Below are 11838 nucleotides of genomic sequence, written 5' to 3'. Positions count from 1 at the left end.
GGTCTCAGCCCAGCAGAGCGGCGAGACCCTCCGGTGTGCGGGCGAGGCGTTCCAGCTCGTCCAGCGCCGCGAGGGCGGCCCGCGCCGCCTTGGGATCGCGTCCGGCCAGCCCGCTCTCCTCGAACTCGTCCTCGTCCAGCCGCAGTACGCCGGAGCGGTCCGCCGACACCCACAGGTCGAGGTCCAGGTCCTCGACGAGCAGCTCACCGCCCCGCAGCACGGCCGGGCGGGTCACATCGCAGTACCAGCCCTTGAGTTCACCCGCGCCGCTGCGGACCTCCTTCACCGCGAACCAGGCGTCGCGCCAGTAGTGCTCGGTGAAGACGTCACCCGGTTCGAAGCGTACGAAGCCGAAGTCGCGGACCCCGGGGGCGGCCCAGGGCGCCCGCACCGTCACCCGGGTGCCGTCGTCGGCGACCAGGGCGGCGGGGTACCGGATCTTGGTCTTCCCGGCCTTGACCAGGACGACGGTCAGCCCGGTGCCGGTCGCGGAGTCCGGTCCGGCGTTCCGTCCGGTGTCAGCCGAGCTTGCGGACATGGCGTACCTCCGAGGCGCAGATCTCGTAGCCGAACCAGCGGTTGATCGCCAGCATCGGACCGTTGTCGGCGTCGTTGCCGGTGAACGCGTCGGTGTACCCGGCGGCGCGCGCCCGGTGCAGCGAGTCGTTCTTGGCGAGCTTCGCGAGACCGCGGCCGCGGTACGCCCGCCGGGTGCCCGTCATCCCCGACCAGTAACGGCCCGAGCCGTCGCACTCCGCCACGCTGAACGCGGCGACCTCGCCGTCGACCATCGCGACCGAGGTGAGGCGGTGGTCGAACGCGGGATTGCCCCAGATCTCGGTGAGCCACTCCTCGTAGCCCGACAGCTGGGCCGGAGTGTCGCTCGGCTCGTCCGCCGTCGTCTCGGCGTCCGCCTCGAAGAGCGGTCGCGGATCGTGATCGAAATCGGCGGCGGTCCGCAGCTCGACACCGGGCGGGAGCTCCTGACGGGGCGGCAGCGTGCCGCCGGCCAGATCCAGGTGCATGAAGTGCGCCGGCCGGCTGGGCGCGTAGCCGTGCCGCTCCGCGAAGGCCCGGTCGCGCGGGGTGTCCAGCACCCAGGCGTAGACCTCGCTCGCACCGGCCAGAGCCAGATACTCCTCGGCCGTGCGCAGCAGCAGCGAACCCGCACCCCGGCCGGTCCGCTCCGGATGGACGTGCGGATTGCAGGACGCCTGACCGGGTGTGGGGCTCTCATGAGCGAGACCGGCCTCGGCGGTTCCGATGATCTCACCGTCCTCCTCCGCGACCAGCAGGCGGGACCGCTTGTCGGGATGGGCGTTCGCCAGGCCGGAGACGACCGCTTCCGGAGTGGTCACCATGAACGGGAGCGCCGCGCGTCGCACCCGTACCCAGTCCTCGGCGTCGGAGGTGCGGAACTCGCGAACGATGACAGTCATGCGCCGGACCGTACCCGGAGGCACCGCCGGTCCGCCCGTGATTTTCCCGGCGCCGGCCCCTGCCGCGGTGGGGGCCGCCCCGGGAGGCGTCGGCGGGGCGGGCGCGGGTGGCCCCGGGGGGTGGGGGGAGAATCGGGCCGTGACTCTGAAGATCTCCGTTGACCCGGATTCCGGCGCCGCCCCGTACGAGCAGCTGCGCACCCAGATCTCCGAACTGGCGCGCTCCGGCGCCCTGCCGGTGGGCTACAGACTTCCGACCGTACGCGGCTTGGCCGAGGAGCTGGGCCTCGCCGCCAACACGGTCGCCAAGGCGTACCGGGCCCTGGAGGCGGACGGGGTGATCGAGACCCGTGGGCGCAACGGGACGCTCATCGCCGCCGCGGGGGACGCGGCCGAGCGCAACGCCGCCTCGGCCGCGCGGGAGTACGCGGAACAGGCCCGGCGGCTCGGGCTGTCCCGCGCACGGGCGCTCGCGCTCGCCCAGGACGCGGTGCGGGCGGTGTACGCGGGGTGAGGTGAGGGCGGTGCGCGCCGGGGGGCTGGTTCGGGCCGGGCGGATCGGGCCGTACGGGCCGGTTCGGGACGTGCGGGCTGTCGCGGCCGGGCCCGCGCGGGTCCGGCCCGGTGCTCAGAGGTACAGACCCGCGTCCGCGCCCGAGTCCTGCTTCGGGACCGAGGCGGGACCCTTGCCGCGGCGCAGCGCGTACAGCTCCGCCAGGGTCACGCCGCCGGGGGACCCGTCGCGGGCCAGGCCCTCGTCGTTGCCCAGCCACGCGACCGACTCCTTGCGGGTCAGCGGGCCCACCTCGATCCGGGCCAGGCAGCGGCCCGGCCGGACGACCGCCGGGTGCAGGCGTTCCAGGTCCTCGTTGGTGGTGATCCCGACAAGGACGTTGCGGCCCTGGCCCAGCAGCCCGTCCGTGAGGTTCAGCAGCCGGGAGAGCGCCTGGCCGGCCGTGTGCTTGGCCTCGCCGCGGATCAGTTCGTCGCAGTCCTCCAGGAGCAGCAGCCGCCAACGGCCCTCCGCCGTGCCGTCGTCCTCGCCGATCGCGATGTCCATCAGATAGCCGACGTCGTTGAAGAGGTGCTCGGGATCGAGGACGCAGTCGACCTGGCACCAGTCCCGCCAGGACCGTGCAAGGGTGCGCAGCGCGGAGGTCTTGCCGGTGCCGGGCGGACCGTGCAGCAGGAGCAGCCGGCCCGCGATGTCCTGCGGGGTGAGCTTCATCAGCCCGTCCATGGCATCGGCCACCGGTGCGGTGTAGTTGGCGCGGACCTCGTCCCAGGCGCCGGCCGTGATCTGCCGGGTGGTGCGGCTCGGGCCGCGGCGCGGCGACATGTGCCAGAAGCCCATCGTCACGCTGTCGGGCTGCGGCTCGGGTTCGTCCTGGGCGCCGTCGGTGGCCTCGTCGAGCACCTTCCGGGCCAGTTCGGGGCTGGTCGCGGTGACGGTGACGTCGGCGCCCCGGTTCCACCGCGAGACGAGCAGCGTCCAGCCCTCGCCCTCCGCGAGCATGGCGCTGCGGGAGTCGTCCCGGGCGGCGCGCAGCACCGTGGCGGAGGCGGGCAGCAGCGTCGCCCCGCTCCGGACCCGGTCGAGCGAGGTGGCGTGCGCGTACGACTGCTCGCCCGTCGCGAACCGGCCGAGGAACAGGGCGTCGACGACGTCGGACGGGGAGTCGCTGTCGTCGATGGTGAGCCGGATCGGCAGAGCTGACTCGGGGGTGGCAGACATGGCGCCCATGATCCGGCACCGGGGCACCGGGCGCACCCAGGTTTCGCTCCTTGCGCGGCTCGGACCGCGGTGCCCGCCGTTGCGCGCGCTCCCCCGGAGCGCCGGAGTGACGCGCCCTCAGGGGACCGGCGCCAAAAGCTCATCCGATGGACTTGGCATGCACACTTCCGGAATGGCTGTCCCTGCTGCTACCACGTATGTGGCAGAGATCCTGCTGGTCGGTCCAAGGGAGGTTCCATGAAAATGTCCAGACTCGTGGCGTTCTCGTCCTCGCTCCTGCTCGGTGCCGTCATCGCCCTGACCGGGGTGGCCACCGCGAACGCCGCTCCGTCCGTCCAGGCCGTCGACTATGTCGCCCTCGGCGACTCGTACTCCTCGGGTGTCGGCTCCGGCAGCTACATCGGCTCCAGCGGTGACTGCAAGCGCAGCACCCTCGCGTACCCCTCGCTCTGGGCGGCCGCCAACTCGCCCGCCTCGTTCGCCTTCACCGCCTGTTCGGGGGCGCGCACCGGCGATGTGACGGCCGGCCAGCTGGGCCCGCTCAACGCCTCGACCGACCTCGTCTCCATCTCCATCGGCGGCAACGACGCCGGGTTCTCCGACGTCATGACTACCTGCGTCCTCCAGTCGGAGGCCACCTGCCTCAACCGGATCGCCACCGCTCGCAGTTACGTGGACTCCACGCTGCCCGGCAAGCTCAATACGGTGTACGACGCCATCAGTGCCAAGGCCCCGTCCGCCCATGTCGTCGTCCTCGGCTACCCGCGCTTCTACAAGATCGGCGGCAGCTGTGTCGTCGGGCTCAGCGACAAGGTGCGCGCCGCCATCAACGGCGCGTCCGACTACCTGAACGCGGCCACCGCCAAGCGTGCGGCCGACCACGGCTTCACCTTCGGTGATGTCGCGGGGAAGTTCACCGGGCACGAGATCTGCTCGGGGAGCGCCTGGCTGCACAGTCTCAACTGGCTCGACATCGGCGAGTCCTACCACCCCTTCGCCGCCGGGCAGTCCGGTGGCTATCTTCCGGTCCTGGACTCGGTGGCCTGAGCCGGCGCCAGAACCCTTCCGCAGGGAGGGGGTCCCGCAGGCCGGGGCCCTCTTCCGGGTGCCTTCCGCAGACCGGGCCGGCGGTGTCCGGTCCTCGACGTTCTGTCCAACTCGCCCTGGAATCGGGCAAATCCGGAGTACCGTCGTCAACCTCCGTATGTGTGTGCTCAATCCTGTGCCCGGGATACACGAGTGTCGCCGCGGGGGGATAGGGTTAACCTGCCCGGGTCGGGTGCCCTCGTACGGGTGGGGAGTGACATGGAACAGATAACGGTGCGCAGCAGGCCGCGAGTGCCTGCTATTACCTGCGGAAGCGGTGCGACGAGTTCGCGCCTCGACCGCCATCTCGCGGTGCTGGGCGGCCCTGTCGTCCCGCAGCGCGATTCCGCGGAGGCGACGTTGCTGATGCGCGAGCTGACCTCGCGCGACGCCGCGCACACACGCCGGAGCAAGAGCGCGCGGGTCTCGCTCTTCGCGCCTCTGCGACGACTGCGACGCTCGCTCTTCGGCAGCCGCCGCTGATTCGACGGCCCCGGTCCAGGTATCGCGCTGCTGCCCACTCTTCCGTCATCCCCGGAGTCGGCAGTGGCGCGTCGCCATGTCCGCGTGGGGGCTTCGGTGTCGCCGGGGGTGCATGTCGGACGGGGGTCGAGCGGGTGTCCAGGTAATTCGGCGCCGAAATACTTCTAGACTGACGGCATGCCCGAGAAGCGAGCCGCGCGTCTGAGTCCCGACGAGCGAAGGGCGCAGCTGGTATCGATTGGCGTGGACATGCTCGCCGATTGCTCGCTGGACGAGCTCTCCACCGACGACGTGGCGCGCCGCGCCGGTATCTCCCGGGGGCTGCTCTTCCACTACTTCGACTCCAAGCGCGACTTCTACCGCAGTGTGGTGCGGCGGGAGTGCGACGACTTCGCCGCGGCCACGGAGCCGGACCCCTCACTGGAGCCCGTCCCCTGGCTGCGGTCGTTCATCGCCGGATTCGCGGCCTACGTCACCGAGCACCGCAAGGTCTACCTCGCCCTGGTGCGCGGCGCCGCCGGCAGCCATCCGGCGGTGGAGGACATCGTCGAGTCCACCCGCGCCACCCTGGCCCGGCGGGTGGAGGAGGGGCAGCGGCGGCTCGGGATGCCGGATTCGCCGCGGCTGCTCGTCGCCGCACGGGCCTGGATGGCCTTCGCCGAGGAGGCGGTCACCAGCTGGCCGCTCGACGAGCCGGACGCGCTGGTGGAGCTCGGCGCCTTTCTGGAGTCGAGCTTCATCTCACTGCTGGGCGCGCTGGACCGCCCGGCCGCACTGCCCGACGGCCCCTGAGGCTCCCCGCGCCCGTCACTCGCCGCCGCGCGCGTACCGGCGTACGGACAGCGGTACGGCGACCGCCAGCAGTACCGCCGACCACAGGAGCGTCCCGGCCACCGGGTGCGCGACCGGCCAGGCGGAGTCCGCGGCCGGTGCGGTGTTCCCGGCGAGGTCGCGGACGGCCGAGGCGGCGGCGCTGATCGGGTTCCACTCCGCGAGGACCCGCAGCCAGCCGGGCAGGTTGCCGGTCGGGATGTACGCGCTGGAGAGCAGCGGCAGGATGAACGTGGCGGAGCCGATCTGGCCGGCCGCCTCCTCGTTCCGGATCAGCAGTCCGAGCCAGCAGCCCACCCACGAGGTGGCGAACCGGAACAGCATCAGCAGGCCGAACGCCCCCACCGCCGCAGCCGGGCCGCCCTCGATCCGCCAGCCCACCGCGAGCCCGACCAGAACCAGCGGGATCATGCCGACGGCCGTGGTCAGCAGATCGGCCGAGGTCTGCCCGAACGGCACGGCGGAACGGCTCATCGGCAGCGTCCGGAAGCGGTCCATCACGCCCCGGTGGCAGTCCTGGGCGGACTGGAACATCCCGGTCATGATGCCGTTCGCGGCGGTCGCCGCCAGCAGCCCCGGCACCAGGAAGGAGCGGTACTCCTGGCCCGGCACGGCCAGGGCGCTGCCGAAGACGTACCCGAAGAACAGCAGCATCGTGATCGGCATGGTCTGGGTCAGGATCAGTACGCCCGGGGCCGCCTTGATCCGCTGCAGGTGGCGGCCCAGGACGGCCAGTCCGTCCGTGACCGGTGTGCTCGCGCCGCTCCCGGCGCCTGTGGTGGGCCGCTCCGCCACGAGTGCGTTTCCGCTCATGCCGCCATCTCCTTCGTCGCTGGGGCCGCCCGGCCGCTGTCGCGGCCGGTCAGCCGGAGGAAGACCTCGTCGAGGGTGGGCGGGCGCAGGCTCGCGTCGATCACCGCGGCGCCCGCCGCGTCCAGCTCGCGCACGATCCGGGGGAGCGTGAGCGTGGGGTCGGTGGCGACGACGCCCACCGTGCGGCGCTCGTGGTCCAGGAGCGGTTCGGAGCCCGTCAGCCGGTCCAGTACGGCGGCGGCCGGGAGGAGCGCCGACGCATGGCCGACGACCACCTCGGCGTAGCTGCCGATCTGCGCCTTCAGTTCGGCGGGGGTGCCCCGGTGGGCCGCCCGGCCGCTGTCGATGAGGACGATGTCGTCGGCCAGCTGATCGGCCTCCTCCAGGTACTGCGTGGTGAGCAGCACCGTGGTGCCGGCGCCCGTCAGCTCGCGCACCGCGGTCCAGATCTGGTTGCGGCTGTGCGGGTCGAGACCGGTGGTCGGTTCGTCCAGGAACAGCACGTGCGGGCGGGTCAGCAGGCTGGCGGCGAGGTCCAGTCTGCGCCGCATCCCGCCGGAGTAGGTGCGGGCCGGGCGGTCGGCCGCGTCGGTCAGCTCGAAGCGTTCGAGGAGCTCGTCGGCCCGGCCGCGCGCGGCCTCGCCGCGGAACTTGAGCAGCCGGGCGAAGAGCCGCAGGTTCTGCCGGCCGGACAGCTCGCCGTCGACCGAGGCGCTCTGCCCCGTGACGCCGATCGCCGCCCGTACCGCGCCGGCCTCGCGCACCACGTCGTGACCGGCGACCCGCGCGCTCCCGCTGTCGGGCGCGGTCAACGTGGTGAGGACGCGGACGGCGGTGGTCTTGCCTGCGCCGTTGGGCCCCAGCACTCCGCAGACGGTGCCTTCGGCGACGGCCAGATCGAGGCCGCGCAGCGCGTGGACGGAGCCGTAGCGCTTCTCCAGACCTTCACTAAGTACGGCGTACGTAGTTGTCATGTCGCAACGATAGCGCACTACGTACGGTGTACGTAACTACCATGGTGGTCGAGGTGATGATCAATGGTGGGGCGACCCGCTGTACCGGAAGTGATCTGGGCGCGTCCCGAGCGGGCGGGCCGGGGGCCCAAACCCGCGTTCAGCCGTGCGGACATCGCGGCGGCCGCCGTGCGCATCGCGGACGCGGACGGGCTCGACGCGGTGTCGATGCGCAAGGTGGCGGCCGAGCTCGGCTGCGGCACCATGTCGCTCTACAACTACGTGCCCCGCAAGGAGGATCTGTACGAGCTGATGCTTGACACGGTCAGCGCCGACTACGACTACCCGGACCCGTCCGGTGACTGGCGCGCCGATCTCCTCGCCGTCGCCCACCAGGCCCGGGCGATGATGCACCGCCACACCTGGATGCCCCGGCTGATGTCACCGGTGTACGGCTTCAGCCCGAACGTCCTGCGCTACCTGGAGTACGCGCTGAGCTGTCTGGACGGGCTCGACGTGCGGTTCGGCGAGAAGATGGAACTCATCGCCATGATCAACGGCGTGGTCACCACCTACACCGCCAACGAGATCGCCACGGCGGAGCGCAGCCGGTCGCTGCCCTGGTCCGAGGAGCAGGAGCAGGCGGCCCGCACCGAGTATCTGATCAGTCAGATCATGACCGGCAAGTACCCGCGGATGGCGGCCGGATTCGCCGAGGACCCGGGGCCGATCGACCTGGAGGCCGTCTTCGAGCGGGCGCTCGCCCGGGTGCTGGACGGGTTCGACCGCCCCTAGTTCGGATCAGGGCGGGCCCGGTCACAGCAGCGCGAACTGCCCGTCCGGGCCCTCCTCCTGGTGGTCGAGCACGGACGCGGGCCGCCGGGCCGAGGGCGTCACCGGCAGCACGCCCGCCGCCCGCAGCTCCGCCGCGCCGATCAGCGGGCCGGGTGCCAGAGCGTCCTGCCGGGGCCGCAGTTCGGCCAGCAGGGCGAGCAGCGTGATCAGTTCCAGCAGCTCGGACGTCCACTCCTGCGGCCAGGCGCGCGGCCGTACGGACTCCAGCCCGTCAGCCCCGGCCGCCGCCGTACGCCGGCCGAACCACAGCTCCAGCATCCGTACGCCGCCCACCCGGAACTCCCACGCCCCCGCGGGCACCGGCGAGACGCGCCCCGTACCGATCCGCAGCACCTGCTCCTCGGCGTCGTAGGCCAGCTCCGACGGGGCGGGCGGCACGGTGGCCCGCACGTACGGGCGGCGTCCGCCCGGCAGCCTCGGCCGCTCCCCGCCGCGGGCCCCGCGCAGCTGGAGCCTCAGCAGCTCCCGCCCCAGCTCCACCCCCGTCGTCCAGCGCGCGGTGTCCGAGGGCAGCGGCACCACGCAGCCGGCCGGGGAGTGCCGGGCCGCCGCGAGGATCCACGCCAGTACGGACTCGCAGGAGACCGCGTCCCCGTGCCGGGCGCGCAGCAGCGCGATCAGGCCGGGCGCCAGATTGGGTTCGAGGCCGCCGGGACGCCGGTAGAGCGGCCGGATGCGGCCGGGGCGGCCCGCGGGGGAGTGCCCGTCGGGGAGCAGCGCCGTCACGGACAGCGCGGGGCCGGTGTCCTGGGGGATCCGGCCGTGCTCGACGACGAACAGCTGGTGCCCATCGGCTACCCGCCACAGTTCGGGCCTGGCGGTGTCTATCAGCCGGTGGTCGGGGAGCAGCCACTGCTCGTCGAACGGGCCGTGCAGGATCCGGACCGGCTCCGGGCACGGGCCCGGCTCGCGGGCGAACCGGCCGGTCGCGGTGGCCTGTCCGGGCAGCGCGGCCACCGTCGTGTGCGGGGTACGGGACCGGGTGGGGGCGAACAGCCGCTCGCGCTCGGTGTCATCGGCCCGTGCGAGGCGCTCCCAGCGGGCCCTGAGCGAGGCCGCGTCCGGGGCCGTCACCCAGGGACGCCCGGTCCTGAGCGGCCGCACGGACCACGGCATGAGGTCGTCGAGGAGCGGGCCGTACGGGCCCTCGCCGGAGCCCGCCGCTGCCGGAGCTGCCACCGTGTCGTCCTCCCCGTCGCCACGTCCGCCCGCCTTCCCCGGCATCGTAACGGCGCTGCCGGACCCCGCGTCAGGGCGCCTTTGTGCGGGTACCGGGCCGGGTGTCAGTGCGCTTCCACCGTGACCGAGAACGAGAACCGGTCGCCGCGGTAACGGATCTGCGCCACATCGACCACCCGGCCGCTCTCGTCGTACGTCACGCCCGTGTAGTACAGGATCGGGCTGAGCAGCGGGACCCGGAGCAGCTCGGCGGTGACCGGGTCGGCGAGCCGGGCCTCGACCGTGTCGGTGATCCGCGCGATCCGGACCCCGATCCGGTCGCGCAGTACCTTGGTCATCGGCCAGCGTTCCAGGTCCGCCGGGTCGAGCCCGGCCGCGACCTGTGGATGGAGCCAGTTCTGCGCCCAGTTCGTCGGCTCGCCGGAGTCCTCCTCGCACCGCAGCCGCCGGTAGCCGACGACCTCCGGGCAGCCGGGGAAGTGCTCCGCGACATCGCCCGGTACGGCCAGCGGGCCGTGGTCGAGCAGCGTGGTCAGCTCTCCCGACTGCTGGGCGACGATCGCGTCGATCGAGCCGAGCAGCCGGACCGGCGACACCCGGCGGGCGCGCGGCTCGATGAACGTGCCGCGCCGCCGGTGCCGGCTGATCAGCCCCTCCGTCTCCAGCTCCTTGAGCGCCTGCCGCATGGTGAGGACGCTGACGCCGTAGTGCGCGGCGAGCTGTTCCTCGGTCGGCAGCCGCAGTGTGGCGTCCGGGGTACGGCCCAGTATCGAGGCCCGCAAGGACTGTGAGACCTGGTACCACAGCGGCAGTTTGCGGTTCAGGACCAGTGAGTCGGGTGCGAAGGCGGCGCCCTGTGGCGCGGGGGGCTTCAGAGGGGTCTGCGACACCTGGTCACCTGCATTCGTCGTCACTGGCGCTGGGTATGCGACAGGTCGTGTCCGCGAAGTCCCGTCGTGGGCCCGGAGGGCTTGGTTCGCGGCGAGTGTGCGTGCCAGGCGTCGCGGACCGGGCGGGACTTCGCGGACACGGCCTACGGCCTGAAGTTGCTGCTCAGACCCTGCCACACGTCGTCGTAGCCGTGCTGGAGATGGCCGGCGGTCGCGGCCTGGCCGGTCGCCGTGACGGGCCAGCGGGTCTCGAACATGAACGCCAGACCGTCGTCGATCTTCTGCGGCTTCAGCTCCGCGGCGCTCGCCCGGTCGAACGTCTCCCGGTCCGGGCCGTGCGCCGACATCATGTTGTGCAGCGAGCCGCCGCCGGGCACGAAACCCCCCTTGCCGGCCGTCTTCGCGTCGTAGGCGCCCTCGATCAGGCCCATGTACTCGCTCATCACGTTGCGGTGGAAGTACGGCGGCCGGAAGGTGTCCTCGCCGACCAGCCAGCGCGGGGCGAACACCACGAAGTCGACCCCGGCCAGCCCGGGGGTGTCCGACGGCGAGGTCAGCACCGTGAAGATCGACGGGTCCGGGTGGTCGTAGCTGACCGAGCCGATGACATTGAACCGGTGCAGGTCGTAGACGTACGGGGTGTGGTTGCCGTGCCAGGCGACCACGTCGAGCGGCGAGTGGTCGTATGTCGCGGACCAGAGGTTGCCGCAGAACTTGTTGACCACCTCGACCGGGCGCCGCACATCCTCGTACGCGGCGGCCGGGGCGAGGAAGTCCCGTGCGTTGGCGAGGCCGTTGGCGCCGATCGGGCCCAGATCGGGGAGGGTGAAGGGCTGCCCGTAGTTCTCGCAGACGTAGCCCCGCGCGGTGGCGTCGAGCAGTTCTACCCGGAAGCGGACGCCGCGCGGGATCAGCGCCACGTGGCCCGGTTCGGCTCGCAGCAGGCCCAGTTCGGTGCGGAGCAGGAGGCCGCCGTGCTCGGGGACGATCAGCAGCTCGCCGTCGCTGTCGCTGAACACCCGGTCCGTCATCGCGGTGTTGGCGTGGTAGAGGTGCACGGCCATGCCGCTGCGCTGCGCCGCGTCGCCGTTGCCCCCCAGCGTCCACAGGCCGGACAGGAAGTCGGTTCCGGGTGCGGGCTCCGGGAGCGGGTCCCAGCGCAGCCGGTTGGGATCGGGGACGGACTCGGTGAACGGGGCGGTGCGCACGGTCCCGTTGTCGGTCCGGCGGAACGGGGGATGGGCTGCGGAGGGGCGGATCCGGTACAGCCACGAGCGGCGGTTGTGGGCCCGGGGCTCGGTGAACGCCGAGCCGCTCAGCTGCTCCGCGTAGAGCCCCAGGGGTGCGCGCTGCGGCGAGTTGCGGCCGTGCGGCAGTGCCCCCGGCACCGCCTCCGAGCTGTGTTGATTTCCGAAACCGGCGGAGTGCTCCAGCCCTTCCGCCGTCTTCCTCGCCTGCTCGATGCCGCTCATGTGCGCTCCCGGTGCCGAAGGAATCCTATGGGTAACCGTAGGAATCAAAAGGAGGCGAGTCAACGGCATTCGCCGTGCGCAGGGGGGTTCCAAAAGTTGAAC

Annotated in this window: 13 protein-coding genes; 5 read left to right on the top strand and 8 right to left on the bottom strand. The window is 72.3% G+C overall.

Annotation, left to right across the window (positions count from 1 at the left end; translation table 11 throughout):
* Window positions 1–4 precede the first annotated feature (4 nt).
* On the bottom strand, window positions 5–538 hold the full coding sequence (locus ACGFU6_RS28405) for a DUF402 domain-containing protein (protein ID WP_393614967.1): 534 nt from the start codon (window positions 536–538) through the stop codon (window positions 5–7).
* The gene (locus tag ACGFU6_RS28400; protein WP_393614965.1) at window positions 519–1439 is read right to left on the bottom strand and encodes a GNAT family N-acetyltransferase; all 921 of its coding nucleotides are present in this window, start codon (window positions 1437–1439) and stop codon (window positions 519–521) included. The genes ACGFU6_RS28405 and ACGFU6_RS28400 overlap by 20 nt, the downstream gene beginning before the upstream one ends.
* A gap of 139 nt (window positions 1440–1578) precedes the next feature.
* Here ACGFU6_RS28400 and ACGFU6_RS28395 point away from each other — a divergent pair, with 139 nt between their 5' ends.
* Complete coding sequence (locus ACGFU6_RS28395) at window positions 1579–1953, top strand: GntR family transcriptional regulator (RefSeq protein WP_123528062.1); 375 nt, start codon at window positions 1579–1581, stop codon at window positions 1951–1953.
* 114 nt (window positions 1954–2067) lie between these two features.
* Here ACGFU6_RS28395 and ACGFU6_RS28390 read toward each other — a convergent pair whose 3' ends face one another.
* The gene (locus ACGFU6_RS28390; RefSeq protein ID WP_393614963.1) at window positions 2068–3174 is read right to left on the bottom strand and encodes a DUF5925 domain-containing protein; all 1107 of its coding nucleotides are present in this window, start codon (window positions 3172–3174) and stop codon (window positions 2068–2070) included.
* Between the two features lie 237 nt (window positions 3175–3411).
* On the opposite strand from ACGFU6_RS28390, the gene ACGFU6_RS28385 reads away from it, so the two are divergent.
* The 3 genes from ACGFU6_RS28385 (at window position 3412) to ACGFU6_RS28375 (ending at window position 5535) form a co-directional block, all read left to right on the top strand.
* Complete coding sequence (locus ACGFU6_RS28385) at window positions 3412–4221, top strand: SGNH/GDSL hydrolase family protein (protein WP_393614961.1); 810 nt, start codon at window positions 3412–3414, stop codon at window positions 4219–4221.
* A 258-nt stretch (window positions 4222–4479) separates the two neighbouring features.
* Window positions 4480–4743 (top strand): hypothetical protein, encoded by a 264-nt coding sequence (locus ACGFU6_RS28380; protein WP_123528064.1) that lies wholly within the window; start codon window positions 4480–4482, stop codon window positions 4741–4743.
* Between the two features lie 177 nt (window positions 4744–4920).
* On the top strand, window positions 4921–5535 hold the full coding sequence (locus tag ACGFU6_RS28375) for a TetR/AcrR family transcriptional regulator (RefSeq protein ID WP_393614959.1): 615 nt from the start codon (window positions 4921–4923) through the stop codon (window positions 5533–5535).
* A gap of 15 nt (window positions 5536–5550) precedes the next feature.
* Here ACGFU6_RS28375 and ACGFU6_RS28370 read toward each other — a convergent pair whose 3' ends face one another.
* Together ACGFU6_RS28370 and ACGFU6_RS28365 are read right to left on the bottom strand one after the other, a co-directional pair.
* Window positions 5551–6387, bottom strand: coding sequence for an ABC transporter permease (locus ACGFU6_RS28370; RefSeq protein WP_393614957.1), 837 nt, complete (start codon window positions 6385–6387; stop codon window positions 5551–5553).
* On the bottom strand, window positions 6384–7361 hold the full coding sequence (locus tag ACGFU6_RS28365; RefSeq protein ID WP_393614955.1) for an ATP-binding cassette domain-containing protein: 978 nt from the start codon (window positions 7359–7361) through the stop codon (window positions 6384–6386). The genes ACGFU6_RS28370 and ACGFU6_RS28365 overlap by 4 nt, the downstream gene beginning before the upstream one ends.
* 63 nt (window positions 7362–7424) lie before the next feature.
* Here ACGFU6_RS28365 and ACGFU6_RS28360 point away from each other — a divergent pair, with 63 nt between their 5' ends.
* On the top strand, window positions 7425–8135 hold the full coding sequence (locus ACGFU6_RS28360; protein ID WP_393614953.1) for a TetR/AcrR family transcriptional regulator C-terminal domain-containing protein: 711 nt from the start codon (window positions 7425–7427) through the stop codon (window positions 8133–8135).
* Between the two features lie 21 nt (window positions 8136–8156).
* Here ACGFU6_RS28360 and ACGFU6_RS28355 read toward each other — a convergent pair whose 3' ends face one another.
* The 3 genes from ACGFU6_RS28355 to hmgA form a co-directional block, all read right to left on the bottom strand.
* On the bottom strand, window positions 8157–9419 hold the full coding sequence (locus ACGFU6_RS28355; RefSeq protein WP_393614951.1) for a type ISP restriction/modification enzyme: 1263 nt from the start codon (window positions 9417–9419) through the stop codon (window positions 8157–8159).
* Between the two features lie 59 nt (window positions 9420–9478).
* The gene (locus tag ACGFU6_RS28350; RefSeq protein ID WP_393614949.1) at window positions 9479–10264 is read right to left on the bottom strand and encodes a GntR family transcriptional regulator; all 786 of its coding nucleotides are present in this window, start codon (window positions 10262–10264) and stop codon (window positions 9479–9481) included.
* A 143-nt stretch (window positions 10265–10407) separates the two neighbouring features.
* Window positions 10408–11736: a homogentisate 1,2-dioxygenase gene (gene hmgA / locus ACGFU6_RS28345; RefSeq protein WP_393614947.1), complete on the bottom strand. Its 1329-nt coding sequence runs from the start codon at window positions 11734–11736 to the stop codon at window positions 10408–10410.
* Between the last annotated feature and the right edge of the window lie 102 nt (window positions 11737–11838).

This window comes from Streptomyces sp. NPDC048462 (assembly GCF_043200175.1).
Taxonomy (GTDB): domain Bacteria; phylum Actinomycetota; class Actinomycetes; order Streptomycetales; family Streptomycetaceae; genus Streptomyces.
The sequence above is the reverse complement of the archived record's forward strand: the minus strand, read 5'-3'. Positions and strand labels throughout refer to the sequence as shown.